Here is a 24,110-nt window from a genome sequence, read left to right as displayed (position 1 = left end):
ATGCGGATGGGACTTGAGACGGATGGCCTTTCCACGACACACTTCTAGTGTCGAGGTAGCGGAGTTTCCGCTGGACCGGGGGGTCGTCATGACGACAATGAGAGTGGCCAACGATTTGGCCGAGGTGATGGTGCCGATCGGGTACGTGGGCGCGGCGATCGCCGGCGCCTGCGCGATCGTCGCCGCGGTGGCCGTGATCCGCGGGTCCGGGGGGCTCGTGGGGGGCGCGGTCGGCGTGTGGATCGTGGGCGCGCTGATGAGTTTCACCGCGTCGTTCGCACAGCAGTGGCTGCCGCTGATACTGGCGTGCGCCTCACTCGTGGGGATGCTCGTGATCGGCGGCGTCGTGCGGGCCATCATGAGCGCGGCCGGAGTCGGGCGGACCGACGATCTCGCCGTCGGCACACTGCCACGGGTGGCCTCCACAGCCAAGCCGGCCGCTGTGTCGAAGCCGTCGCTCGCGACGAAGTCCGCCGCGACGGCGTCGATACCGGTCGTGCCCTGAGCGCTCAGCGGTAGTCGCGGTCGCGGTGCTGTCCGGTCTCATCGCCGGATTCGACCCGCGCCGCCTCGCGCGCGCGCAGCTCGACGCGGCGGATCTTCCCGGAGATCGTCTTCGGCAGCTCCGGCACGAACTCGATGATCCGCACCCACAGGTGCGCCGACAGGCGGTCGTGCGCGTAGGTGAAGATCGCGCGGGCAGCATCCTCCGCGCTCGAGGCGGCATCCGGGGTCAGGCACACGTACGCCTTCGGCACGGCCAGACGCGTCGGGTCGGGGCTCGGGATCACGGCCGCCTCGATCACCAGGTCGTGCTCGAGCAGCACCGACTCGAGTTCGAACGGGGAGATCTTGTAGTCGGAAGCCTTGAACACGTCGTCCGAGCGACCGATGTATGTCAGGTAGCCGTCGTCGTCGCGCACCGCGATGTCGCCGGTGTGGTGGAAGCCGCCCGCGCGGGATTCCGCGGTCTTCTCGGGGTCGTCGTAGTAGCCGGCCATGAGTCCGAGCGGCGGCTGTGACAGGTCGAGGGCGATCTCCCCCTCGCTCTCGACGACCACTCCGGTGACCGGATCCAGCAGCACGACGGGGTAGCCGGGCAGCGGGCGTCCCATCGAGCCGACCTTGACGGTCTGACCGGGGGAGTTGCCGATGCACGCCGTCATCTCGGTCTGCCCGAAGCCGTCGCGGATCGTGCCGCCCCAGGCCTCGCGCACCCGGTCGATGACCTCGGGATTCAGCGGCTCGCCCGCGCCGACCAGTTCGCGCGGCGGGTGCGTGAGGCGGGCGAGGTCGGCCTGGATCAGCATCCGCCAGACCGTCGGCGGCGCGCAGAAGGTCGAGACGTGATGCGTGTCCATCACCTGCATCAGAGTGTTCGCGTCGAACCGGTCGTAGTTGTAGACGAACACGGTCGCCTCGGCCAGGAACGGCGAGTAGAAGCTCGACCAGGCGTGCTTCGCCCAGCCGGGGGATGAGATGTTGAGGTGCACGTCGTCGGGCCGCACCCCGAGCCACCACATGGTCGACAGGTGCCCGACCGGGTACGAGACGTGCGTATGCTGCACCAGCTTCGGCCGGTTCGTGGTGCCCGAGGTGAAGTAGAGCAGCGCGGTGTCGGATGCGGGGGTCGGACCGTCGGGCTCGAAGACGGTCGGTGCGGTGGCCGAGTCGGCGAAGCGCGCCCACTCCGTCGGGATGCCGTCACCCACGCCGATGCGGAGGATGCCGGGGTCGATGTCGGCAAGACGGTCGGCGAGAGGGCCGAGGGTGACCACCGCGCCGGCGCGACCGTGTTCGACGCGGTATGCGAGATCGGAGGCGGAGAGCAGCGTCGAGGTCGGGATGGATACGGCGCCGATCTTGGTGATCGCGAGCATCACCTCCCACAGCTCGATCGTGTTGTTGAGCATCACGATCACGTGGTCGCCGCGGCGGATGCCGAGGCTGGTGAGCCAGGCCGCGACCTGATCGGAGCGCGTCGAGAGTTCGCCGTACGTCCAGGTGCGCAGGCTCAGGTCGGCTTCGACGATCTGCACCGCGGGACGATCGGGGTTCTCGCCGGCGATGACGTCGAACCACTCGAGTGCGAAGTTGAACTCCGGAGCCTCCGGCCAGGCGAACCCGGCGCGGGCCGCGGCATAGTCGGTGGCGTTCGCGAAGAGGAAGTCGCGCATCTCGCGGATGGTGTGCGTGGCGGCGGTAGCGCTGCGGCTCATGGTGCTCCCTTGCTGGCGTGCGTTCCATCTTCGCGCACAGTCCGTTGCGCTTCGCTGGTTCCGGTCGCGCTTCGCCCGTTCCGGTCGCAGTCCTGCCGCCTCGTGTGTCGAGCTTCGCCCGTTCCGGTCGCAGTTCATGCCGCCTTCGCGCGCGCAGGGCGACAGAAAGTGCGACCGGAACGAAGGCGGTGGCACGGAGGAAGGGTGCGACCGGAACGAAGGCGGTGGCACGGAGGAAGGGTGCGACCGGAACGCAGGCGAGGCAGGTCCGGGGTCAGCGGGGGAGCACGCCGGGGCCATCGCGCAGCTCGAACACGAGCTGGGTCTCGGTGCCGCGCACGACCGGGTGCACCGTGATGTGCTCGAGCACGATGTCACGCAGCGCCGTCGCATCCTGCACGGCCACGTGCACCAGGAAGTCGTCGACGCCGGCGACGTGGAAGACCTGCAGCACCCGGGGGATGTCGGCGAGCGCATCGAACAGCGCAGTCACCTTTGCGCCGGTGTGGTTGGCGAGGCGCACCTTGATGATCGCCTGCAGGGGGAAGCCGAGAGCCGCCCCGTCGATGCGGATGCGGGTGTCGCGGATCACGCCGCGCTCGCGCAGCGCCCGCACACGGTGCGCGCACGTCGACTCGGCGAGGCCGAGGCGATGCGCCAGGGCCTTGTTCGTCGTCTCGGCGTCATGACTGAGGATCGCGAGCAGCTCGAGATCCGTCTCGTCGAGTTGTGCTTTCGCCAATGTGCTCCCCTTTCGGATGCCGGATGCTGCACAGAATAGCGTTGGATGCCGAATCAATTGCATGTTCTGTCGAGTTCCTGCGCCGATGCCGTGAATCCGGCAACGTGGAGGCATGACTGCACCGCTGCATCCCGACACCGTCGCCGTCCACAGCGGGCGTTCCGATCTCGAGGGTCTCGGGGTCCACGCGTTGCCGATCGACCTGTCGACCACCAACCCGCTCCCCGACATCGAACGCGGCGGAGACTCCTACGAGGCGATGGCCACCGGTGGCCGCCCGCCCGCCGACGGCAGCATGGTCTACGCGCGGCTGTGGAACCCGACGGTCGCCCGCTTCGAAGAGGCGCTCGCCGAGCTCGAGCACGCCGAGGCCGCGGTGGCCTTCGCTTCGGGCATGGCCGCGATGACGGCGGTGATCCTCGCGCACACGGGGGCGACGGGTGCTCGCCACGTCGTCGCGGTGCGTCCGCTCTACGGCGGCACCGACCACCTGCTCGGTTCCGGACTGCTCGGCGTCGAGACGACGTACTGCCACCCCGACGAGGTGGCCGCGTCCATGCGGTCCGACACCGGGCTCGTGGTCGTCGAGACCCCCGCGAACCCCACGCTCGACATCGCCGACATCGCCGAAGTGGTGCGCCAGGCAGGTCCGGTGCCGGTCGTGGTCGACAACACGTTCGCGACCCCGATCCTGCAGAACCCGATCGACCTGGGCGCCGCGATGTCACTGCACAGCGCGACCAAATACCTCGGCGGCCACGGCGATGTGATCGCCGGAGTCGTCGCCTGCAGCGAAGAGACCGCGGAGGCGCTGCGCCGCGTGCGGGCGGTGACCGGGGGGCTCCTGCATCCGCTCGGGGCGTACCTGCTCCACCGCGGTCTCACGACCCTGCCGGTGCGTGTGCGGCACCAGCAGGAGAGTGCGCGGCGGGTGGTGCAGTGGCTGATCGACCGTCCCGAGGTCGCCGAGGTCTTCTATCCGGGTCTCGACGGAGACCCGCGAGGCATCCTCGAGCGACAGATGCGCGGCACGGGCGCGATGATCGCGATGCGGATGCGGGGCGGGTTCGCCGCGGCATCCGCCGTCACGACCGCGACGCGCCTGTTCACGCACGCCGTCTCGCTCGGCGGAGTGGACTCGCTGATCCAGCATCCGGCCGCGCTCACCCACCGCCCGGTGCCGCCCGAAGCCCGCCCGTCCGCCGATGTGCTGCGTCTGTCGATCGGCCTCGAGGACGTCGACGACCTGATCGCCGACCTCGCTCAGGCGTTCGCGGCAGTCGCGGCGTCTTCGTCCGCCGAGCCACCCCTCTCCGTCCGAGCCACCCCCATGAGTGACGCGCGCAGGGGGGCCGTTCGCACATAGCGGGGTGGTTCGGGCGGTTCGCGGTCGCGGCAGTCAGAGCGAGGGGAGTCGGATCGTCCCGGTCGTGCTGTGCTCGGTCGGCATCCGGTCACGGTCGTAGGTGATCTCGCGGTAGCCGTGCGGGGTCGGCACTCCGTCCTCATCGAGGCTGACGAACACGATCTTCTCGATCGTGAGGATGCGCTTGCGCGTGATCATGTTGCGGGCGACCGCGCGCATCGTCAGCGACGTCGTGCCGAAGTGCGTGGCCTGCAGGCCGATCTCGATCAGGTCGCCCTGCACCGCCGATGCCTCGAAGTTGATCTCCGAGATGTGCTTGGTGACCGCGCGGTAGTTGCCCAGCTGCACGATCGCGTAGATCGCCGCCTCCTCATCGATCCACTTCAGCAGGCTCCCACCGAAGAGGGAGCCGTTCGCGTTGAGATCCTCGGGCCGCACCCACTTGCGGGTGCGGAAGTTGAGTCCGTCTTCCGACCACTGCCAGGCCGGTGCCTTCTGCTTCGCCATGGGCATGAGAGTAGGCCGGGGGTGAGTCCGCGATGTTACGAGGCGTTTTCGGGGCGACGACGGACCGCCACAGGCTCCGTTTGTGGACTCGCCACAAGAAACTGAGTGCCAGCATCGCTGAGACTTGGTTTCGAGCGGCAAATCCGCGGGTCGTGTACCGGCGCGCCCATACAGTCACCCGTGGCAACGACGCCACTGACCCCCGGGAGTCCTCGATGACGAGTACGAAACCCCACGCGCACGGCAACGGCATGCGCATCGCCGTGATCGTGCTCAGCCTGCTGCTGGCCGCGATGGTGATCCTGTTCTTCGTGGTGACGAACAAGATCGCCGCCGGCGCCTCCGAACTGGCCGACGGCACGACCTCGGCGAAGGGCGGTTCGGCCGAACTCGCCGCCGGCGCCACCGATCTCTCGGACGGCGCCGACCGACTCGCCGAGGGCAGCGACGACCTCGCATCCGGTGCGGCCAGCGTGAAGGACGGATCGCAGAAGGTGAGCGACGGTGCGACGAAGGCGGCAGCCGGCGCGACCACCCTCGCGGAGGGCGCCGGAAGTCTCGCCGCAGGTGCCGCCTCGGCCGTAGACGGCGCGGGCAGGATCAGCGGGGGAGCCCAGACCGCACTCGCCGGAGCGCAGGAGCTCGCGTCGAAGCTCGTGAAGGCGGATGCCGGAGCGCAGACCGTCGCGACGGGAGCAGCGAATCTCGCGGCCGGGGTCGACGGTGCTCATCGGTACACGAACGCCGTGCTCGACGGTGCGACCAAACTGAGGGACGCGTTGACGGCGGGCGTGACCCCCTCGGTGCAGACCCTCGCCCACCCCGACACGAAGACTGCCCTCGAAGGCCTCGCAGCTTCCGCGCCGGGCAACTCCCAACAGCTCGCCGACGCTCTCGCCGCGATGTCGGCGGCCGACCAGGACAACGCGCAGCTGAAGGCGCTCGCGCGCCTCGCGGCCGGCGTGGATCAGCAGGTGGACGCCATGGCGGCACCGACGTATGCGGCCCCCGCCCTCGCGCAGGGGCTCATCGGCGCCGCAGACGGTGCGACGAGCGTCACGGCCGGAGTGGGCGCGATCGTGAACGGCGACCCGTCGAAGGGATGGCCCGGAACCGTCGCCCTCGTCGACCCCGCAGCGGCCCCCGCCCTCGCCGCCGGCGCGCAGACCCTGAAGTCCGGCACCGCGCAGCTCTCGGCCGGTGCGGCCAAGCTGGCCACGGGACTGCAGACGCTGTCCTCCGGAGCCTCCTCGCTGTACGCCGGCACCTCGAACCTCAGCGCCGGTGCGACCCGGCTGAACGACGGCGCGACCACGCTCGCCACGGGGGTCGGCACCCTCCAGTCCGGTGCCGGCGACCTCGACGAGGGCATCGGAAAGCTGGCGACCGGAGCCGATGCCGTGGCGCAGGGCTCGGGAGACCTCGCGGCCGGCGGCGACAAGCTTGAAGCCGGCGCCGCCGACCTGGCCGACGGCAACGGCCTGATCGCGGAAGGATCGGGCACGCTCGCGACCGCCACGGCCGGAGCCGCCCCGTCGATGCTGCCCTGGATCCTCGGTATCGCGCTCGCCGGCCTGATCGCGATCGGCTTCTGGGTCGGTCATCGCGTCAGCCATCGCCGCTCCCTCGCCCTCGCCGCCTGACCACACCCCACCCCCACCCCTGCCCGGGGCGGATGCCCTCCCACCGGCATCCGCTCAGGGCAGAGCGGCTCAGGGCAGAATCCGGCCGATCGCGTGCGGCGGCGACGGATGCTGGGGACATGAGCGAAGACAACCCCGCAATCCCGCAGTTCGGCCCCGAGGCCCGGCGCGCGCTGTTCCACGAGCGGGTGCTCGTGCTCGACGGTGCGCTCGACGACGACAACGGCACGCTGCTCATGACGCAGCTGCTCGCGCTGTCGGCCGAGGACCCCGTCGCCGACATCGCCCTCTGGATCCACTCGCCCGGCGGCTCGGTGCCGTCGATGCTGGCCATCCGCGACATCATGCGGCTGATCCCCAACGACGTCGCCACCCTCGCCCTCGGACTTGCGTGCAGCGCGGGGCAGTTCCTGCTCTCCGCCGGGACCCCGGGCAAGAGGCGGGCGCTTCCGCACGCGCGCATCCTCATGCATCAGGGTTCGGCCGGCATCGGCGGTTCCGCGGGCGAGATCGAGACGCAGGCCGACGACCTGCGGCACATGCGCGACACGGTGCTGGGTCTCATCTCGGCAGACACCGGGCAGCCCCTCGACCGCATCTTCGAGGACTCGCTGCACGACCGCTGGTACACCGCGGCCCAGGCGCAGGAGTACGGGTTCATCGATGGGATCGTGGCCTCGATCGCCGAGGTGATGCCGCGACAACGCGCGCGCGTCGGACTGGGGGTGAACGCATGAGCACGTACTCGATCCCGAACGTCATCGCGCAGCATCCGCGGGGCGAGCGCATCATGGACGTCTACTCCCACCTGCTCGCCGAGCGCGTCATCTACCTCGGCACGGGCATCGATGCGGGGGTCGCGAACGCCCTCATCGCGCAGCTGCTGCACCTCGACGCGGACAGCCCGGAGAGCGGCATCCAGTTCTACATCAACAGCGAGGGCGGCGATCCGGGGGCGGCGCTGGCGATCTACGACACGATGCAGCACATCCGTCCCGCCATCGCGACGACGTGCGTCGGGCAGGCGATCGGCCCGGCCGCGCTGCTCGTCGCCGCCGGAGGATCGGGGCAGCGTGCCGCTCTGGCCCACGCCCGCATCGTGCTGCATCAGCCGGCCGGACAGTCGCGCGGCGCGATCCCCGACCTGATCCTCGCAGCCGACGAGGTGGTGCGGGTGCGTTCCGACATGGAGGAGATCCTCGCCAGGCACAGCGGACGCACGGTCGCAGAGCTTCGCGCCGACACCGACCGCGACCGGGTGTTCACGGCATCCGCGGCGCTGGACTACGGGCTGATCGACACGGTGCTCGGCCCGCGGGCGGTGTGAGTCGGACGCTTCCCGCGGACGTCGGGGGCGGATGTCGGGGGCGGATGTCGGGAGGATGCACGGATGTCGGATGGATCGACGGCGTGTCTCCCGACATCCGTGAATTCTCCCGACGGGTGGCCGAACGGACGGCGGAACGAACGGCGGGAGGGCGGAGCGGACGGGGTACGGGTCAGGCGGCGAGGGCGAACGCGCCGCGCGAGACCGACACCGAGACCGAGACCGCAGCGGATGCCGGCTCCGCGGCCGCGCGCAGGTCATCAGCCACGGCGCTCGTGAGCTCGATCAGGCTCGTGTCGAGTGCCCCGGCGATCGCAGCGATCATCTCGCTCGAGGGCTCCTTCAGGCCTCGCTCGACCTCGGAGAGGTACTGCGGCGAGACGCCAGCCTTCTCCGCGGTCTCGGTGAGGGTCTCCTCGCGGTCGTGCCGACGGCGACGCAGCTGGTCGCCCAGCAGTTGACGCCACAGCGGCTCGGGACCGTTCGGCTTCGGGCGATCGGTGCGAGGGGTGCGCGGGAACGAGATCAGGTCGGCCATGCCTCACGATAAACCGCGGCATCCGGCGGGTTCGAGCGGTTCTGCTCAGAGCAGAACCGTGCGCTCAGGCGTCGGCGCGGCCGGCGGTGCGTTCGGAAGCGGTGCGTTCCGAAGCGGCGTCGGGTGCCACCGCTTCGGATGCTGCCGCCTCGGTCGCCGCCCAACTGGCGAGCATCCGGAGTTTGTCGGCCGAAGGCGTCCCCGGCTCGGCCGTGTACGTCGACAGGTGCAGCCCGGGGTCTGCCGGCAGCGCGAACGCCTCGTACGTCAACTCGATCTCGCCGACCACCGGATGCGCGATGCGTTTCACGCCCGTCCGATGGAAGCGCACATCGTGGGCGGCCCACAGCGTGCGGAACCGCTCGCTCCTCGTCGAGAGCTCGCCGACGAGGTCGGTCAGCTTCCGGTCGAACGGGTCGCGTCCCGCCTCGCCCCGCATCGCCGCGACCAGCTCCCGGGTGTTGCGATCCCACTCGGGGTAGAAGTCCTGCGCGGCCGGGTCGAGGAAGGCGAAGCGTGCGCTGTTCGGCTTCGGCTGCGCGAACACCGGAGCGTAGAGAGCACGGCCCAGCGCATTGGCGGCCAGGTAGTCGAAGTAGTTGTTGCGCACGACCGCCGGGGCCTCGGTCATCGCATCGAGCAGACGGAGGATGCTGGCGCGCAGCTCACCGGACTTCTTCCGCGGAGTCCGCACGATCGGCGAGGCGTTCGCGGCGCGGGCGAGGTCGAACAGGTGAGCCGTCTCGGCTTCGTCGAGCTGCAGCGCCCTGGCGAGGGCGTCGAGCACGCTGTCGGAAGCCCCGGACAGGTCGCCGCGTTCGAGGCGCGTGTAGTAGTCGACGCTGACGCCCGCGAGCAGCGAGACCTCTTCGCGGCGTAGTCCCGGAACGCGGCGGTTGCCGCCGAATACGGGCAGGCCCGCCTGGTCGGGGGTGATGCGGGCGCGCCTCGTCGAGAGGAATTCGCGCACCTCGCTGCGGGTGTCCATGCTCCGACGCTACGCCCTCCGGCTCGGACGAGGGAGGTACTGGCGGTACCGGGCAGAGAGGGGGTATGCCAGGCCCTCCCTCCGATCTCGACGGCGGCGCACACTGGAGGCATGACCATGAATCTCACCCTCAACAACGGCGTCACCATGCCGGCTCTCGGCTTCGGCGTCTTCCAGGCAGCCCCCGAGGAGACGGTGGATGCCGTCGCCACCGCGCTCGAGACCGGCTACCGGCTCATCGACACCGCCGCGGCGTACGGCAACGAGCGCGAGGTGGGGGAGGCGATCCGTCGCTCCGGTATCCCGCGCGAAGATGTGTTCATCGAGACCAAAGTCTGGATCAGCGACTACGGATACGACGAGACGCTGCACGCGTTCGAGAAGTCGACCGGAAAGCTCGGCGTCGACCAGCTCGACCTGCTGATCCTCCACCAGGCGCTGCCGACCCGGTTCGACCTGACCATCGGGGCATACAAGGCGCTCGAGGCGCTGCTCGCCGACGGCCGGGTCCGCGCGATCGGGGTCAGCAACTTCATGGTCGACCACCTTGCGCGTCTTGCCGAGCAGACGAGCATCGTGCCGGCGATCAACCAGATCGAGGTGCATCCCTATTTCTCGCAGCGCGCCGTGCAGGAGGCGGATGCCGCGGCCGGCACGGTCACCCAGGCGTGGTCGCCGATCGGCGGGATCACCGCGTACCGCCCCACCGGAGCCTCCGTCTTCGACGACGAGACCCTCCAGGCGATCGCCGCCGCGCACGGCAAGTCGCCCGCCCAGGTGATGCTCCGCTGGCACCTGCAGCAGGGCCGCTCGGCCCTGCCGAAGTCGGTGCGTCCGGCACGCATCGCCGAGAACTTCGACGTCTTCGACTTCGAGCTCACGGCGGCGGAGCTGTCTTCGATCGACGAGCTCGACACGGGCGAGCGTCGCGGCCCGGAGCCCGAGGACGTCACCCTCGAGACCTTCGGTCGCGCGATCCCGGAGGCATGATCCGGATGCGGTCGCTCCGGGGCTGAAGCGGCCGCCGGCTACAGTGCCGCGGTCACGCCGGGCAGGAGCTTGCCGAGGATCGCGCCGAGCTGCTCGCGTTCCTCATCCGTGAGCGGGTCGAGCACCAGCTCGCGCACCTGCTCGACGTGCACCGGCGCGGCCGTGCGCAGCATCTCGCGGCCCTCGGCGGTCAGAGTGGCCGAGAGTGTGCGCTTGTCGGAGCTGCACGAGGTGCGTTCCACCCAGCCGCGCTCCTCGAGCGAGTCCAGAGCATGGCTCAATCGCGAGCGGCTGAGTCCGGCGATGCGGGCGAGCTCCGTCATCGTGACCGTGCCTTCACCTTGCCCGGCGAGGGTGATGAGGAACGCATAGCGGGCGTGGTTGAGCCCGACCTCCTCCTTCAGGGTGCGGTCGAGCACCTGCGGGAGCAGTTGGACGAACCGGATGACGGGAAGCCAGGTCGCCATCTCGCCGTCGTCGAGTCGACGCGGATGCTGCTGCTCCGCGGTCATGGTGCCTCCTCGAGTCTCACTCCTGTGTCACGCCGCCGACAGGTCGAGCGTGTGGGCGGTGTGGTCCCGCTTGGCCTGCAGGTAGCGGGAGTTGGCCTCCGACAGGTGCACCTCGGTGCGCACCCGCTCGGTCACGCGGATGCCGAGTGCCTCGAGCTGCACGGCCTTGTCGGGGTTGTTGCTCAGCAGACGGATGCCGTCGACGCCGACCGCGTTCAGCATCTGCGCGGCGACGGTGTAGTCGCGCTCGTCCTCGCCGTGGCCCAGGGCGACGTTCGCCTCATAGGTGTCGAGTCCGGCATCCTGCAGCGCGTACGCGTCGAGCTTGGCGTACAGACCGATGCCGCGACCCTCCTGGCGCAGGTACAGCAGGAAGCCGCCTTCGTCGGCGATGCGCTCGACGGCCTCGCGCAGCTGGGGCCCGCAGTCGCAGCGCTCCGAGCCGAAGACGTCGCCGGTCAGGCACTCGCTGTGCGGGCGGACCAGCGGTGCACCCCCGCCGTCGACGGCGCGTTCGAGTGCCGCGCGCCAGTCGCCGAGACCGAGCAGCAGGTGCTCGCGGCCGTCGACCAGGCCGTCGAAGGTGACGACGTCGGCGGTGGTGGAGAAGCCGTCGCCGAAGCGCAGCGGCACGCGGACGCGGGTGCGCTCCGTGGCGACCGGAGCGACGGTTGAAGTTTCAATCATGTCGGGTGCAACGCGCCGCTCGACGAACTATTCCCGTGGATCGCGATCCGAGGGGTGCCCCGACAGAGCCTCCCACCCGGGACGGAATGAGCGTTGACTGGATCCACACGACAGAAGGAGCAGCACGAATGCGTGGAGTAGTCATGTACGCCCCCGGCGACGTCCGGGTCGAGGAGCGCGAGAAGCCGACGATCACCCGGCCGACGGATGCCGTCATCCGGCTCGCCGCGACCTGCATCTGCGGGTCGGACCTGTGGCCGTACCGCGGTGACGACAACGTCGACCACACGCCGATGGGTCACGAGTACGTCGGCGTCGTCGAGGAGATCGGCGACGAGGTGCAGACCCTGAAGGTCGGCGACTTCGTGGTCGGCTCGTTCATGGCCTCGGACAACACCTGCGAGATCTGCCAGGCCGGCTACCAGTCCCGCTGCGTGCACGTCGTCCCGATGGGAAAGTACGGCACGCAGGCCGAGTACTCGCTGATCCCGCACGCCGACGGCACGCTCGTCGTCACGCCCGGGCAGCCCGACGCCGACCTGATCCCCTCGCTGCTCGCGGCATCCGACGTTCTCGGCACGGGGTGGTTCGCGGCGGTCGCCGCTGAGGCGGGACCCGGCAAGACGGTCGCCGTCGTCGGCGACGGAGCGGTGGGCCTGCTCGGCATCCTCGCTGCCCGCGAACTCGGCGCCGAACGGATCATCGCGATGAGCCGGCACGCCGACCGGCAGGCGCTCGCGCGCGAGTTCGGCGCCACCGACATCGTCGAAGAGCGCGGGGACGAGGGGGTGGCGCGCATCAAGGAGCTCACGAACGGGCTCGGCGCACACTCGGTGATCGAGGCGGTCGGCACGCAGGAGTCGATGATGCAGGCGATCCGCTCGACCCGTCCCGGCGGACATGTCGGCTACGTGGGCGTGTCGCACGAGGTGGCACTGCCCGGCGAAGAGCTGTTCTTCTCCGGCGTGCACCTGCACGGTGGCCCCGCGCCGGTGAGGCGCTTCCTGCCCGAGCTGATCCAGCTCATCTGGGACCGGAAGATCGACCCCGGCAAGGTGTTCGACCTCACCCTCCCGCTCGAGGATGCCGCCGAGGGCTATCGCGCCATGGACGAGCGCCGCGCCACCAAGGTGCTGCTCACGGTCTGACATCGCGAGCATCCGAGCGTCCGCGACCCTCGCTCCGCGCTTCGCCCCGCGCTTCGTGCGGTGAAATCCAGTTCTGACGGCCGGATCCGCCAGATCCGGCCGTCAGAGCTGCGATTGGCCGTCGGAAGGTGCGGTCATCTCGGTGGCCGCCTGCGCCGCCCGGGCCCGAGCCCGCCGACGCACGAGCTTCAGCTCGCTGGCCAGGATGCCGAGCACGACGAGCGCGCCGCCGATGAGCGCGGTCGCGGGCAGGCGTTCTCCGGCGATACGGCCGATGACCCCTGCCCACACCGGCTCTCCGGCGTAGATGATGGTCGCGCGCGTGGGGGAGACCGACTTCTGGGCCCAGTTCATGGTCAGCTGGATCAGGCAGCTCGCCGCACCCAGCCCCACCGCGCAGCCGACCCAGATCCACGAGAACTCCGGCACGCTCTCACCCACCACCGGCATCGTGAGCAGCCCCAGCACCCCGGCGGTCAGCAGCTGGATGACGGTGATGCGGCCGAGGTCGATCTTCCCGGCGAACAGGCTGATCAGGATGATCTCGGCCGCGATGGGCAGAGTGCTGATCATGGTGACGATCTCGCCCGTGCCGAGGGTGAGCGCGAAGGCGTCGGGCCCGGCGATCAGCAGCAGCCCCACGAACGCCAACCCCGCGCCCACGAACGCCATCGCCGGCGGTCGCTTTCGGAACACGGCCCACTGCGCGAGCGGCACCAGCGGCACGTACATCGCCGTGATGAACGCCGAGGTGCTGCTGTCGATGGTCTGCAGCCCGAGAGTCTGCAGTCCGTAGCCGAGATAGATCATGATGCCGATCGCGACGCCGGCGCCGACATCGCGCCAGCGGATGCCGCGCAGCACCCGATGGAAGATCACCACGCTGATCAGCCCGGCGATCAGGAACCGGATGCCGACGAAGAACCAGGGACCCGAGTGCTCCATCGCCCAGTGCACGAGCAGGAACGTGCCGCCCCACACCGCGGTGATCGCGATGAGCGCGGCCTCCTGCGGGCGGAACCGCATCCACCGAAGGGGCATTCGCAGCCCCTTTCTCGACGTGGCCGGATCGAGCATAGTCGCGCGTCGAGGTCTCGAATCGCGCAGAGGGTTCGACACGGCCGTCGGATCGGGCCATTCGCGCGATTCGAAAGTGACACCGGAAGACGGCCACGGACCGGATGCCGCTGCGGACTCGGTAGCCTCGCAGGATGAGCGACTTCGTGAGTGCATCCGAGCTGAACGACCTGCTGAGCGGAGGTGCCCCCGTGCGCGTGATCGACGTGCGGTGGCGGCTCGATCGACCCGAGGCCGGGCACGACGACTACCTGACGGGCCACATCCCCGGTGCCGTGTTCGTCTCCCTCGACACCGAGCTCGCCACGCACGGCGAACCGTCGGAGGGGCGGCACCCGCTGCCGTCGACCGCCACGCTCCAGGCCGCGGCCCGTCGCTGGGGAGTCCGCGCCGGCGACACCGTCGTGGCCTACGACGACTTCAAGGGCATCTCCGCGGCGCGCGCCTGGTGGCTGCTGCGTCAGGGCGGCGTCGATGTGCGGGTGCTCGACGGCGGCATCCGCGGCTGGCAGGCCGCGGGGTTCGAGGTCGCGACCGACGACGTGGTGCCCGAGCAGGGCGACGTCGTGCTCGACGAGATCGGCGGCGACGCGCTGTCGATCGACGAGACGGCCGCGTTCCCGCAGTCGGGCGTGCTGATCGACGCGCGAGCGGCAGACCGGTACCGCGGCGACTCGGAGCCGTACGACCCGGTCGCCGGACACATCCCCGGCGCGCGGAACCTCCCGGAGCCCGTGCACTTCGATGCTGCGGGCCGGATCCTCGACCGCGAGACGATCCTCGCGTCCTTCGCCGAGATCGGGGTGACGCCCGGCACTCCGGTCGCCGCCTACTGCGGATCCGGTGTCACGGCCGCGCACACGGCACTCGTCCTGCACGAGGTGGGCATCGACGCCCGGGTCTTCCCCGGCTCGTGGAGCCAGTGGTCCAACACGCCCGGCCGCCCGGTCGCCACGGGCGATCAGCCCGGCTGATCCTCCCGCGGGCCGTATCCCCAGTGCAGCCCGAGCGCGCCGGGGCCGAACGCGCGACGCACCAGGTGCACCGACGTCCCTCGGGTGAGTGGCACGTCGGTGACGGTGACGCCGTCCGGAGTCTCGACCCGTTCCTCGCACCAGTCCGGCACGGCATCCGGGTGGAAGCGCGTCCACACCAGCAGTTCTCTGGCCTTCTGCGCCAGGGCATGGCCGGTGTCGCGCATCGGCGGATAGTCGGGCGGATATGTCACCGACCACTCGACCATCGCGGTATCCGGCGCGGTCAGCGGCACGTCGAGTTCGAAGAGCACCCCGTGCACCTCGCCATCGGGGTGCGAGTAGCGCGCGGTGATGCGTCCGCCCGACACCGCGCTCAGAATCGGCGCGGGGGTGCTGACGCCCGGCGTGATCTCGAGGAACGGGATGGCCGTGATCGTGCCGATCGTGGACTGCACGATGCTGCGCGTGATGCTGTAGGCGACGTTCCCGTCGGCGTCGACGTCGGTCACGGAGTGGGTGGTCAGCTCGCGCGAGGTGTCGGGGTACGACGCGCCCAGCGCGCTGAAGGCCATCATGACGGCGCGCTCGAGCTCCTCCTCGTCGAGGGGGAACTGGTTCGGTCCGAGCGGGCCGGTCCTGTTCGTGGGGCCGAGGTGTCGGCGCAGCGCCCCGGCGTCGAGACAGAGGAGATCCTCGATGTCGACCAGTGCGGCGAGCGACTGCGCACCTTCCGGGCGACGCGCCCCCGAACGCCAATAGCTGAGCGTCGCCATCGACACCCGGTTCCCGCGCATGTTGAGCTGCTGATGCAGCCACGACAGCGTCACGTGCCTCGCGTTGATCGCGTCGCGCAGAGTCGCCGCGAAAGCATCGGAGCCGGACCTGCGTTCGTCATACTCGTAACTCATCACAGCCCCCGTCCGGTATGTGAATACCACCGTCCTAAAGTGAGCATACGACCGCACGCGCACACCTCAGGGGACCGGGTGGGCATGTGGGGTCACTTGGTCGTCATCGCAGGCAGGGTGCCCGTCCCTGCGAAACCGACCTGACGCAGTGATGCCCCCGTGCTGCGTACGTCGTGAAGCCCGGCAATCGATCTGGGGAGATCCGCCGGGCTTCACGAATCCTCCTCCGCACGCCCGTCGGCGTCGCGGCTCCGCGCCCCCGCGTAGACTGGGAGGAACACCCCGGAGGACTCTGGACCGTCATGTCTGCCCCTGCTCGCGCATTCACCATGCGCCACGTGCAATTGCTGCGCGCGCTGTTCGCCGCCGTCGCCGCACTGATGATCACGTTCTCATCGGACCACTCCGCCCCCGTCGGCCTCTCGGTCTTCAGCGGCTTCGTCTTCACCACTGCTCTCGTCCAGCTGCTCGCGGCGTGGCTGGTGCTCCCGGCGGGTTCGCGCTGGTCGTACATCCTGCTCGCCGCGCTCGGCATCGTCGCCGGCGGTGTGAGCGGCATCCCGGCCTGGCGTTCCGACGACCTGTTCTTCATCGTGGTGTCCTCCTGGGCGATCGTGAGTGGCGGCGTCGAGATCCTCGCCGGCATCCGCTCGCGTCGTACCGCTGATCCGCTGTCGCGCGACGCGATCACCGTCGGCGCGCTGGGCGTGCTGCTGGGAATCGTCCTGCTGCTGATCCCGGCCGGTTTCCTCCAGGAGTACACGATCGACAAGGCCGGCACGTTCGTGCTGTCCGGCATCATCCTCGGTGTCGGCATGTTCGGCGGCTACGCGGCGATCGTCGCGGTCTTCCTCGGCATCGCCGGACTCACCCCGAAGCGGGTGGATGCCGCCGCCACGGCCGCCGAACCGAACGACAGCGCCGCCCCTGCGGAGCACGGAGGAGAGCGATGAGCGACGAGAAGCCCACCCGTCGGGACATCCTGCGCCCGCTGCACCTGCTGCTGATCGCGCTGGGCTGCGGCGTCTTCGCCATGGTGGTCACGCTCGTCTCCACCGGCGCTTTCACCGCGCGTGTGAACACGGCGATCGCGAACGGCACCTACGACGGTCTGACTCCCGTCGCGCTCGGCCTCGTCGTCGGCGGAGGGGCGTTCATCGTCACGCTGCTGATCCTGGCGATGCTGATCCTCGCGGTCGACCCCGCCGACGTCACCAAGACCATCGACCGTCCGGTGCTGTACGACCCGGAGCCCGAGGGCGAGGCGCTCGAGGGGGAGACCCCCGATTCCGAGGCGCCGGGTCGTCCGGCATCCTCCTGAGCAGCTGAGCATCGGGCCCGCACGCTCGGTTGCTCGCGCTGAACATCGGATTAAAGCATGATCCGATCCCCCTCATCGGCGGTACTTTCGGCTGCCCCTCTGGCCGATCGTCTCTAGACATCCGATGTCTGCTGTCGCACACTGGCTCCTGTCGCGTCCCGCAGCAGTGACCGGCGGGACCGCACGGCACCAGATGATCAACGATGCTCCGGAGGTTTGCTGTGATGATGGACCCCATTTCCCGCCGACAGGCTCTACAGGTGGGCGGCCTCGCCCTCCTCGCCCCGCTCGTCCCTCAGTTCCTTGCGGCTCGGCCCGCCGGCGCGAGTGGAATCTCGGCTCAGGCGCCCCTGCGCGGGGTCGCCGACCGCGCGATCCCGCGACCGCAGCTGTCGCCGTATGCGCTCTGGTACGGGACTCCGGCGACGAACTGGGAGACGCAGGCGCTCCCGATCGGCAACGCCAGACTCGGCGCGAAGCTGTTCGGCAACCCCGATGCGGAGGTCATCCAGTTCAGTGAACAGAGCCTGTGGGGCGGTGTCAACGACTACGACAACGCCCTCGCCGGACAGCCCGACGGCGCATACGACACCAGCGTCACCGGGTTCGGCTCCTTCCGCGACTTCGGAGAGGTGACGGTGGCGTTCGGCGCCCGCAGCAAGGTCTCGTCCCCCGGCGGGCCCTACGAGGTCTCGGGTGGGGAGACCGTCGAGAAGACCTTCGACGGGAACCCGTCGACCAAGTGGTGTCTGATCGCACCGCCGGCCGAGGTGATCTGGCAGGCTGACCTCGCCGAGCCGGTGGCGGTGTCGTCGTATGCGCTCACGAGTGCCAACGATGTCCCGGCACGCGACCCGCAGGACTGGCGGGTCGAAGGGTCCGCCGACGGGACGACCTGGATCACCCTCGACACCCGCGCCGAGGCGCCCTTCCCGCAGCGGCTCCTCACCAAGAGCTTCACGTTGGCCAACACCACGGCCTACGCGCACTATCGAATCGTCTTCGCGCCCAAGGCGGGAGTCAGTCACTTCCAGGTGGGTGAGATCGCTCTCGGCGGCGTCGACCTCGCGCAGGGCAGTGCGGTCTACGTCTCCTCCCCGAGCGGCCATGCCGATTCCCTCGTCGGCAGCATCGACGCCGACCCGACCACCGTGTGGGCGGTTCCGACCGCCCGATCCGGGGCGGTGTGGCAGGTCGAGCTCGGGGCGAAGCGCGTGCTCGGCGGATATGTGCTCACGAGCGCGCCGGATGCTCCGGAACAGGATCCGCGGGACTGGGTCGTCTCCGGTTCGGACGACGGTCTCGACTGGAAGACGCTCGACACGCGCTCCGGGGAGACGTTCCCGCAGCGCGGCAGCGGTCGGGCCTTCTCGTTCGCGAACTCCACCGCCTTCGCGATGTACCGCATCTCGTTCTCGGCGCCGGGCGCGATCCGCATCGGAGGCATCGCGTTCACCGGGAGCGGCTACAGCACGGCAGGGGCCAAGGCGGTCGTCGACTACCGTCGTGCGCTCGACATCGCCGACGGCACCCACAGCACGCACTTCGCGACGGCACAGGGCACCGTGCTGCGTGAGGCCTTCGCGAGTCGGGATGCCGACCTCATCGCGGTGCGGTTCACGACCGATCGGCCCGGCGCGCTCACCGCCCTGATCACGATGACCTCGAAGCAGGAAGGCGTCGCGACCGCGGTGGACGCGACCGGCCGACGGCTGAGCTTCTCCGGCACGATGGCGAACGACCTCACACATGCCGCCGTCGTGCGCATCGCGGAGACCGACGGCGAGGTGGTCGCGGCGGAGAGCGGACTGCAGATCTCCGGTGCCACATCGATCACGCTGCTGCTCGACGCACGCACCGACTACCGGCTGAGCGCCGCCCACGGCTGGCGCGGCGCCGCCCCGCAGCCGGCGATCGAGAAGGCGCTGTCCGCGGCATCCTCCCGATCCTGGAAGAAACTCCGCTCAGCGCACGTCGAACAGGTCAAGAGCCTCATGCAGCGCGCGAAGGTCGAGTGGGGTCTGACCGACGACGCTGTGCTGGCCCTGCCGATGGACCGCCGACTGCTCCGTTACGGGAAGGGCGAGGCCGACCCGACCCTCGAGCAGACGCTGTACGCCTACGGCCGCTACCTGCTCCTCAGCTCGTCGAAGCCCGGCGGGCTCCCCGCGAATCTCCAGGGACTGTGGAACAACAGCAACCAGCCGGCGTGGGCCAGCGATTATCACACGAACATCAACATCCAGATGAACTACTGGGGGGCCGAGACCGCCGACCTCCCGGAGTCGCACGAGGCGCTCGCCGCCTTCATCCGCGAGGTGGCGGTGCCCAGCAGGATCGCCACGCGGAACGCGTTCGGGACGGATGTGCGCGGGTGGACGGCGCGGACATCGCAGAGCATCTTCGGCGGCAACGCCTGGGAGTGGAACACGATCGCCAGCGCCTGGTATGCGCAGCACCTCTACGAGCACTGGGCGTTCACGCAGGACAAGAAGTACCTGCGCGACCTCGCCTACCCGCTCATCAAGGAGATCTGCCAGTTCTGGGAGGACCAGCTCAAGGAGCTCCCGGACGGCACACTGGTCGCACCGATGGGTTGGTCTCCCGAGCACGGCCCTCGCGAAGACGGCGTGATGCACGACCAGCAGATCATCTGGGATCTGTTCCAGAACTACCTCGAGTGCGCGGAAGCCCTCGGCGTCGACAAGAAGTACCGACGGACCGTCGCCGACATGCAGGAGCGGCTCGCGCCGAACCGGATCGGACGCTGGGGGCAGCTGCAGGAATGGCAGACCGACCGGGATGACCCGAACGACATCCACCGGCACACCTCGCATCTGTTCGCCGTGTACCCGGGGCGCCAGATCACCCCGGAGACGCCCGACTTCTCTGCAGCGGCCCTGGTCTCGCTGAAGGCGCGCTGCGGCGAGAAGGACGGGGTGCCGTTCACCGCCGCCACCGTCTCCGGCGACAGCCGTCGCTCGTGGACCTGGCCGTGGCGCGCCGGCCTATTCGCCCGACTCGGAGACGCCGAGCGGGCCGGGATCATGGTCCGCGGGCTGCTCACCTACAACACGCTGCAGAACCTGTGGGCGAATCATCCGCCCTTCCAGTTGGACGGCAACTTCGGCATCGTCGGCGCGATCGTCGAGATGCTGGTGCAGAGTCACGGTGAAGTCATCCGTCTGCTTCCCGCGCTTCCGGGGGACTGGTCGGCGACCGGGTCGTTCGAGGGGCTCCGCGCACGCGGCGGCTACCGCGTCGACTGCGAGTGGCGCGACGGGAAGGTCGTGACCTACGACGTCGTCGCCGACCGGGCGCCGAACATGAGCAACGTGATCGTGGTCGTGAACGGGCAGCGCCGCAAGGTGAAGCCGGGCAACCCGAAGAACGGAAAGCCGATGCGCGACCTCGGCCCGGCCGACTGAGCACGCGTCGACGACGCTGTGTCGCGGTGCCGGCGTCTTCGGGCGTCGGCACCGCTGCCCGCGGATCCGGAATAGAGCCGCGGCGGATCGGCTTGTCCCTGAAGTGACTGCCTCCGTCGACCGCGCCTCCATCGGACTCCGGTCGCCGAGAGGCCCCATCCTCGGTGCGCTGATGCTCGCGACCGGGCTGATCGCGATCGACGCCACGATCCTCGCGACCGCGGTGCCCAGCATCGTCCGCGATCTCGGCAGCTATCAGCAGTTCCCGTGGCTCTTCTCGGTGTATCTGCTGGCGCAGGCCGTGAGCGTCCCCATCTACTCCCGGTTCGCCGACACGGTCGGCCGCAAGCCGATCATCCTGCTCGGCATCGCACTCTTCCTGCTCGGGTCGATCCTCTGCGGCTTCGCGTGGAGCATGCCGGCGCTGATCGTGTTCCGCATCATCCAGGGGCTCGGCGCCGGCGCCGTCGCACCGATGGCCATGACGATCGTCGGTGACATCTACACGGTCGCCGAGCGCGCCAAGGTGCAGGGTTACATCGCGAGCGTGTGGGCGATCTCGTCCGTCGTCGGGCCGGCGCTCGGCGGTGTCTTCGCGCAGCTCGACGCGTGGCGCTGGATCTTCTGGGTCAACATCCCGCTGTGCCTGATCGCGGCCTGGATGCTGCAGCTCAAGTACAAGGAGCAGAAGCAGACAGAGCGCCACCGGATCGACTACGCGGGAGCCGTGCTGCTCACCGTCGGGTTGACCGGCCTGATCCTCGGGATGCTGGAGGGTGGCAACGCCTGGGCGTGGATCTCCGTGCAGAGCGCGCTGTGCTTCGGGATCGGCATCGTCGCGCTCGCGCTGTTCGGGATGGTCGAGCGACGAGTTGCCGAGCCCATCGTCGACCTCCGCCTCGCGGCCAGACCGCTGATCCTGACCACGACCCTCGTCTCGCTCGGGGTGGGGGCGCTCATGATCGGCGTCACGAGCTTCGCGCCCGCCTACCTCGAGGGCTCACTGGGCATCGCGCCGCTGCTGTCGGGCCTCGCGGTCGCGGCGTTGACGCTCGGGTGGCCGATCGCCGCAGCGAACGTCGGACGCCTGTATCTGCGCATCGGGTTCCGCCGCACCACTTTGATCGGGATGAGCATCGCCTCGGTCGCCGCGATCGTCCTCGCGTCGGTGTCGTCGTGGCCGAACCCCTGGGTGCTGTCGCTGATCGCGTTCGTCCTCGGGTTCGGGCTGGGATGGAGCGCCGCGCCGACCCTGATCGCGGCGCAGTCCTCGGTGGGTTGGGGCGAGCGCGGAGCCGTGACCGGCATGAACGCGTTCGCGCGGTCAGCGGGCAGCGCCGTGGGCGTCGCGGTGTTCGGGGCGATCTCGAACGCGGCCATCGCCCAGGGTGACGGGCCAGACGACCCGGACACGATCATCCACGCGTCGGTCTGGGTGTTCGTCGCGGTCGCCGTGACCGCCCTGCTCACCCTGCTCGCCGCCGCGTTCATGCCGAAGGACAAGGTCGAGGACCACTCCGGCGAGCCCGCCCCCTAGCCCGCGCTCATCCTGCCCATCCCGCGCCCCGTCCGTCCCGTCCGTCCCGCCCAGCCATCGCCGAGTGCACGGCTTCGCGTCGAGCGCACGGGATCCCTGCGCGAATACGCCGTCCGCTCGGCAACAACCCGTGCGCTCGGCGCCCCCGCGGGATGCGGGGCGGGGAGTGGGAGAGGGAGAGGGAGAGGGAGTGGGAGAGGGAGACCGGGGCTAGCGGGCGAGGCGCTCGGCGATACCGGTGTACGTGGCGGGGGTCAGAGCGAGGAGGCGCTGCTTGGCGGCATCGCCGATCTCGAGACCCTGCACGAACTCCGCGAGGTCTGCCGCGCCCACCCGGTGACCGCGCGTGAGCTCCTTGAGCAGCGCGTACGGGTCGGTGATCGTGGACCGACCGGCGACGACCTCGGCCCGGATCACGGTCTGGATCGCCTCGGCGAGAACCTCCCAGTTCACGTCGAGGTCGGCCAGCAGCACGTCACGCGAGAGCGAGATGGCGTTCAGGCCACGGCGCAGGTTGTCGAGCGCGAGCAGCGAGTGCCCGAACGCGACGCCGATGTTGCGCTGCGTGGTCGAATCGGTGAGGTCGCGCTGCAGGCGGCTGGTGACGAGGGTCTGACCGAGCGAAGCGAGCAGGGCGCCCGAGATCTCGAGGTTCGCCTCGGCGTTCTCGAAGCGGATCGGGTTGATCTTGTGCGGCATCGTCGACGAGCCGGTGGCGCCGGCGACCGGGATCTGTGCGAGGTAGCCGAGCGAGATGTACGTCCAGATGTCGGTGGCGAGGTTGTGCAGGATGCCGCCGGCGTGACGCACTCGGTCGTAGAGCTCGACCTGCCAGTCGTGCGATTCGATCTGCGTGGTGAGGATGTTGAAGCCGAGCCCGAGGCCCTCGATGTACTCGCGGGCGATGGTCGGCCAGTCGGCATCCGGGTCGGCGGCGAGGTGCGCCGACCAGGTGCCGGTCGCGCCGGAGAACTTCGCGAGGTAGTCGGATGCGGCGATCTGGCCGCGCACGCGCTCGAGGCGCCACGCGAAGACCGCGAGCTCCTTGCCCATGGTCGAGGGCGTCGCGGGCTGGCCGTGCGTGCGGGAGAGCATCGCGGCGTCGGCGTGCTCGACCGCGAGTTCGCGCAGCTTCGCGATCACGGTGTCGAGGGCCGGCAGCCAGACTTCCTCCACGGCGCGCTTCACGGTGAGCGCGTAGGAGGCGGAGTTGATGTCCTCGCTGGTGGCGGCGAAATGCGTGAGCTCGGCGATGCCGTCGAGTCCGAGCGTCGAGAGCCGATCGCGCACGAGGTACTCGATGGCCTTCACGTCGTGCTGGGTGACGGCTTCCTTCTCGGCGAGCCAGTCGATCTCGTCCTGCCCGAAGTCGCGGTACAGCGCACGCAGGCGCTCCTTGTCGGCATCCGACAGCGGGCTCGTCTCGAACAGCGAGCGGTCGGTGAGGGCGATCAGCCACTCCACCTCGACCTCGACCCGTGCGCGGTTGAGCCCTGCCTCGGAGAGGAAGTCGGCGAGACCGGTGACGGCGCCGCGGTAGCGACCGTCGAGGGGGCTCAGGGGCTGCGGCGGGAGCGAAGGCTGGAAAGTCAGGGGAGTCCTCCTGATGAGGCCCCGAAGGTTCGGGGCGAGCGGGGGAGACGAAGAGCAGGTTCGAGCTGACGGAACAGGCCCTGAGTCGCGGCCTCAATCATACCGAGCACCGAATCGAACATCGCCGCCCCCGCGTAGTACGGGTCGGGGACGTCGTGCGTGGAGGCGTTCGGATCGAACGCCAAGAGGAGCGTGACCTTGCCCTCCTCGTCTTCGTCGTGCGCCCACTCCCGCAGGATGCGCTCGTGGGTGCGGTCGAGGGCGACCACGAGGTCGTTGTCGGCGAAGGCCGCTGCGGTGAACTGGCGGGCTCGATGCCGAGAGCCGTCGTAGCCGCGCCGGGCGAGGGAGTCGATCGTGCGGTCGTCGGCACGCTCGCCCAGATGCCAGTCGCCGGTGCCGGCGCTGCGCGAGACGATGCGAGAGCCGAGTCCCTGCCGCTCCGCGAGGTCGCGGAAGACGACCTCGGCCATGGGAGAGCGGCAGATGTTCCCCGTGCAGACGAAGATCACGCGGAAGGGATCCGGGGATGTCACACATACATTCTGCCCGCCTCCGCCGATCGTGCACAGCGGAAGTGGTCAGGCGCGCTTCCTCTGCAC

The 24,110-nt window shown here is 69.7% G+C and carries 23 protein-coding genes; 12 read left to right on the top strand and 11 right to left on the bottom strand.

The window, feature by feature from the left end; genetic code table 11:
* The first annotated feature begins 103 nt into the window (after positions 1 to 103).
* Positions 104 to 505 carry a hypothetical protein gene (locus ACFC14_RS04900; RefSeq protein WP_376101466.1) on the top strand — a complete coding sequence of 134 codons (402 nt, stop codon included), beginning with the start codon at positions 104 to 106 and terminating at the stop codon, positions 503 to 505.
* 4 nt (positions 506 to 509) lie between these two features.
* On the opposite strand, the gene ACFC14_RS04895 is transcribed toward ACFC14_RS04900, so the two are convergent.
* The gene (locus ACFC14_RS04895; RefSeq protein ID WP_376101465.1) at positions 510 to 2,219 is read right to left on the bottom strand and encodes an AMP-binding protein; all 1,710 of its coding nucleotides are present in this window, start codon (positions 2,217 to 2,219) and stop codon (positions 510 to 512) included.
* 274 nt (positions 2,220 to 2,493) lie between these two features.
* A complete protein-coding gene (locus ACFC14_RS04890) occupies positions 2,494 to 2,961 on the bottom strand; it encodes an Lrp/AsnC family transcriptional regulator (RefSeq protein ID WP_376101464.1) in 468 nt (155 codons plus the stop codon).
* Positions 2,962 to 3,073: 112 nt separating this feature from the next.
* On the opposite strand from ACFC14_RS04890, the gene ACFC14_RS04885 reads away from it, so the two are divergent.
* Positions 3,074 to 4,327, top strand: coding sequence for a trans-sulfuration enzyme family protein (locus ACFC14_RS04885; RefSeq protein ID WP_376101463.1), 1,254 nt, complete (start codon positions 3,074 to 3,076; stop codon positions 4,325 to 4,327).
* A gap of 33 nt (positions 4,328 to 4,360) precedes the next feature.
* On the opposite strand, the gene ACFC14_RS04880 is transcribed toward ACFC14_RS04885, so the two are convergent.
* Positions 4,361 to 4,834, bottom strand: a complete 474-nt coding sequence (locus tag ACFC14_RS04880; protein ID WP_136041891.1) for an acyl-CoA thioesterase — start codon at positions 4,832 to 4,834, stop codon at positions 4,361 to 4,363.
* 215 nt (positions 4,835 to 5,049) lie between these two features.
* Between ACFC14_RS04880 and ACFC14_RS04875 the strand changes: the two genes are divergently transcribed.
* The 3 genes from ACFC14_RS04875 (at position 5,050) to ACFC14_RS04865 (ending at position 7,804) form a co-directional block, all read left to right on the top strand.
* Positions 5,050 to 6,477: a hypothetical protein gene (locus ACFC14_RS04875; RefSeq protein ID WP_376101462.1), complete on the top strand. Its 1,428-nt coding sequence runs from the start codon at positions 5,050 to 5,052 to the stop codon at positions 6,475 to 6,477.
* 119 nt (positions 6,478 to 6,596) lie between these two features.
* Positions 6,597 to 7,214 carry a ClpP family protease gene (locus ACFC14_RS04870; protein WP_376101461.1) on the top strand — a complete coding sequence of 206 codons (618 nt, stop codon included), beginning with the start codon at positions 6,597 to 6,599 and terminating at the stop codon, positions 7,212 to 7,214.
* A complete protein-coding gene (locus ACFC14_RS04865; RefSeq protein WP_376101460.1) occupies positions 7,211 to 7,804 on the top strand; it encodes a ClpP family protease in 594 nt (197 codons plus the stop codon). The genes ACFC14_RS04870 and ACFC14_RS04865 overlap by 4 nt, the downstream gene beginning before the upstream one ends.
* Before the next feature lie 172 nt (positions 7,805 to 7,976).
* On the opposite strand, the gene ACFC14_RS04860 is transcribed toward ACFC14_RS04865, so the two are convergent.
* Positions 7,977 to 8,342 carry a helix-turn-helix domain-containing protein gene (locus tag ACFC14_RS04860; RefSeq protein WP_376101459.1) on the bottom strand — a complete coding sequence of 122 codons (366 nt, stop codon included), beginning with the start codon at positions 8,340 to 8,342 and terminating at the stop codon, positions 7,977 to 7,979.
* A gap of 64 nt (positions 8,343 to 8,406) precedes the next feature.
* Positions 8,407 to 9,330, bottom strand: coding sequence for a helix-turn-helix transcriptional regulator (locus ACFC14_RS04855; RefSeq protein ID WP_376101458.1), 924 nt, complete (start codon positions 9,328 to 9,330; stop codon positions 8,407 to 8,409).
* Positions 9,331 to 9,447: 117 nt separating this feature from the next.
* On the opposite strand from ACFC14_RS04855, the gene ACFC14_RS04850 reads away from it, so the two are divergent.
* The gene (locus ACFC14_RS04850) at positions 9,448 to 10,320 is read left to right on the top strand and encodes an aldo/keto reductase (RefSeq protein WP_376107111.1); all 873 of its coding nucleotides are present in this window, start codon (positions 9,448 to 9,450) and stop codon (positions 10,318 to 10,320) included.
* A 38-nt stretch (positions 10,321 to 10,358) separates the two neighbouring features.
* Here ACFC14_RS04850 and ACFC14_RS04845 read toward each other — a convergent pair whose 3' ends face one another.
* Together ACFC14_RS04845 and ribA are read right to left on the bottom strand one after the other, a co-directional pair.
* Positions 10,359 to 10,832 (bottom strand): MarR family winged helix-turn-helix transcriptional regulator, encoded by a 474-nt coding sequence (locus ACFC14_RS04845; RefSeq protein WP_376101457.1) that lies wholly within the window; start codon positions 10,830 to 10,832, stop codon positions 10,359 to 10,361.
* 27 nt (positions 10,833 to 10,859) lie between these two features.
* Complete coding sequence (gene ribA / locus ACFC14_RS04840; RefSeq protein WP_376101456.1) at positions 10,860 to 11,519, bottom strand: GTP cyclohydrolase II; 660 nt, start codon at positions 11,517 to 11,519, stop codon at positions 10,860 to 10,862.
* A gap of 128 nt (positions 11,520 to 11,647) precedes the next feature.
* Between ribA and ACFC14_RS04835 the strand changes: the two genes are divergently transcribed.
* The gene (locus ACFC14_RS04835) at positions 11,648 to 12,667 is read left to right on the top strand and encodes a zinc-dependent alcohol dehydrogenase family protein (RefSeq protein ID WP_167632769.1); all 1,020 of its coding nucleotides are present in this window, start codon (positions 11,648 to 11,650) and stop codon (positions 12,665 to 12,667) included.
* Positions 12,668 to 12,769: 102 nt separating this feature from the next.
* Here ACFC14_RS04835 and ACFC14_RS04830 read toward each other — a convergent pair whose 3' ends face one another.
* Entirely contained in the window at positions 12,770 to 13,708 is a 939-nt protein-coding gene (locus ACFC14_RS04830) for a DMT family transporter (RefSeq protein ID WP_376101455.1), read from the bottom strand.
* A gap of 170 nt (positions 13,709 to 13,878) precedes the next feature.
* Between ACFC14_RS04830 and ACFC14_RS04825 the strand changes: the two genes are divergently transcribed.
* A complete protein-coding gene (locus ACFC14_RS04825; protein WP_376101454.1) occupies positions 13,879 to 14,718 on the top strand; it encodes a sulfurtransferase in 840 nt (279 codons plus the stop codon).
* On the opposite strand, the gene ACFC14_RS04820 is transcribed toward ACFC14_RS04825, so the two are convergent.
* Entirely contained in the window at positions 14,706 to 15,629 is a 924-nt protein-coding gene (locus ACFC14_RS04820; RefSeq protein WP_136041901.1) for a hypothetical protein, read from the bottom strand. The genes ACFC14_RS04825 and ACFC14_RS04820 overlap by 13 nt on opposite strands.
* A gap of 302 nt (positions 15,630 to 15,931) precedes the next feature.
* On the opposite strand from ACFC14_RS04820, the gene ACFC14_RS04815 reads away from it, so the two are divergent.
* The 4 genes from ACFC14_RS04815 to ACFC14_RS04800 all read left to right on the top strand — a co-directional run bounded on the left by ACFC14_RS04815 (position 15,932) and on the right by ACFC14_RS04800 (position 21,915).
* Positions 15,932 to 16,582, top strand: a complete 651-nt coding sequence (locus tag ACFC14_RS04815; RefSeq protein WP_376101453.1) for an acyl-CoA synthetase — start codon at positions 15,932 to 15,934, stop codon at positions 16,580 to 16,582.
* The gene (locus tag ACFC14_RS04810) at positions 16,579 to 16,950 is read left to right on the top strand and encodes a hypothetical protein (RefSeq protein WP_136041903.1); all 372 of its coding nucleotides are present in this window, start codon (positions 16,579 to 16,581) and stop codon (positions 16,948 to 16,950) included. Before ACFC14_RS04815 ends, ACFC14_RS04810 begins: the two co-directional genes overlap by 4 nt.
* A 224-nt stretch (positions 16,951 to 17,174) precedes the next feature.
* Complete coding sequence (locus ACFC14_RS04805) at positions 17,175 to 20,378, top strand: glycoside hydrolase N-terminal domain-containing protein (RefSeq protein WP_376101452.1); 3,204 nt, start codon at positions 17,175 to 17,177, stop codon at positions 20,376 to 20,378.
* 103 nt (positions 20,379 to 20,481) lie between these two features.
* The gene (locus ACFC14_RS04800) at positions 20,482 to 21,915 is read left to right on the top strand and encodes an MDR family MFS transporter (RefSeq protein ID WP_376101451.1); all 1,434 of its coding nucleotides are present in this window, start codon (positions 20,482 to 20,484) and stop codon (positions 21,913 to 21,915) included.
* Positions 21,916 to 22,125: 210 nt separating this feature from the next.
* Here ACFC14_RS04800 and purB read toward each other — a convergent pair whose 3' ends face one another.
* Both purB and ACFC14_RS04790 read right to left on the bottom strand, forming a co-directional pair.
* A complete protein-coding gene (purB, locus tag ACFC14_RS04795) occupies positions 22,126 to 23,508 on the bottom strand; it encodes an adenylosuccinate lyase (RefSeq protein WP_376107108.1) in 1,383 nt (460 codons plus the stop codon).
* The gene (locus tag ACFC14_RS04790; protein ID WP_205820302.1) at positions 23,505 to 24,044 is read right to left on the bottom strand and encodes a low molecular weight protein-tyrosine-phosphatase; all 540 of its coding nucleotides are present in this window, start codon (positions 24,042 to 24,044) and stop codon (positions 23,505 to 23,507) included. The genes purB and ACFC14_RS04790 overlap by 4 nt, the downstream gene beginning before the upstream one ends.
* Between the last annotated feature and the right edge of the window lie 66 nt (positions 24,045 to 24,110).

Source organism: Microbacterium sp. NPDC055988 (genome assembly GCF_042269505.1).
Classification (GTDB): Bacteria; Actinomycetota; Actinomycetes; order Actinomycetales; family Microbacteriaceae; genus Microbacterium.
The sequence above is the reverse complement of the archived record's forward strand: the minus strand, read 5'-3'. Positions and strand labels throughout refer to the sequence as shown.

Excerpts from the sequence above, each read along its gene's own strand:
- ACFC14_RS04805 (WP_376101452.1), top strand. The coding sequence starts at position 17,175 with ATGATGGACCCCATTTCCCGCCGACAGGCTCTACAGGTGGGCGGCCTC.
- ribA (WP_376101456.1), bottom strand. The coding sequence starts at position 11,519 with ATGATTGAAACTTCAACCGTCGCTCCGGTCGCCACGGAGCGCACCCGC.
- ACFC14_RS04850 (WP_376107111.1), top strand. The coding sequence starts at position 9,448 with ATGAATCTCACCCTCAACAACGGCGTCACCATGCCGGCTCTCGGCTTC.
- ACFC14_RS04835 (WP_167632769.1), top strand. The coding sequence starts at position 11,648 with ATGCGTGGAGTAGTCATGTACGCCCCCGGCGACGTCCGGGTCGAGGAG.
- ACFC14_RS04815 (WP_376101453.1), top strand. The coding sequence starts at position 15,932 with ATGTCTGCCCCTGCTCGCGCATTCACCATGCGCCACGTGCAATTGCTG.
- ACFC14_RS04875 (WP_376101462.1), top strand. The coding sequence starts at position 5,050 with ATGACGAGTACGAAACCCCACGCGCACGGCAACGGCATGCGCATCGCC.
- ACFC14_RS04830 (WP_376101455.1), bottom strand. The coding sequence starts at position 13,708 with ATGCCCCTTCGGTGGATGCGGTTCCGCCCGCAGGAGGCCGCGCTCATC.
- ACFC14_RS04820 (WP_136041901.1), bottom strand. The coding sequence starts at position 15,629 with ATGAGTTACGAGTATGACGAACGCAGGTCCGGCTCCGATGCTTTCGCG.
- ACFC14_RS04825 (WP_376101454.1), top strand. The coding sequence starts at position 13,879 with ATGAGCGACTTCGTGAGTGCATCCGAGCTGAACGACCTGCTGAGCGGA.
- ACFC14_RS04865 (WP_376101460.1), top strand. The coding sequence starts at position 7,211 with ATGAGCACGTACTCGATCCCGAACGTCATCGCGCAGCATCCGCGGGGC.
- ACFC14_RS04860 (WP_376101459.1), bottom strand. The coding sequence starts at position 8,342 with ATGGCCGACCTGATCTCGTTCCCGCGCACCCCTCGCACCGATCGCCCG.
- ACFC14_RS04895 (WP_376101465.1), bottom strand. The coding sequence starts at position 2,219 with ATGAGCCGCAGCGCTACCGCCGCCACGCACACCATCCGCGAGATGCGC.
- ACFC14_RS04810 (WP_136041903.1), top strand. The coding sequence starts at position 16,579 with ATGAGCGACGAGAAGCCCACCCGTCGGGACATCCTGCGCCCGCTGCAC.
- ACFC14_RS04880 (WP_136041891.1), bottom strand. The coding sequence starts at position 4,834 with ATGGCGAAGCAGAAGGCACCGGCCTGGCAGTGGTCGGAAGACGGACTC.
- ACFC14_RS04845 (WP_376101457.1), bottom strand. The coding sequence starts at position 10,832 with ATGACCGCGGAGCAGCAGCATCCGCGTCGACTCGACGACGGCGAGATG.
- ACFC14_RS04870 (WP_376101461.1), top strand. The coding sequence starts at position 6,597 with ATGAGCGAAGACAACCCCGCAATCCCGCAGTTCGGCCCCGAGGCCCGG.
- ACFC14_RS04855 (WP_376101458.1), bottom strand. The coding sequence starts at position 9,330 with ATGGACACCCGCAGCGAGGTGCGCGAATTCCTCTCGACGAGGCGCGCC.
- ACFC14_RS04885 (WP_376101463.1), top strand. The coding sequence starts at position 3,074 with ATGACTGCACCGCTGCATCCCGACACCGTCGCCGTCCACAGCGGGCGT.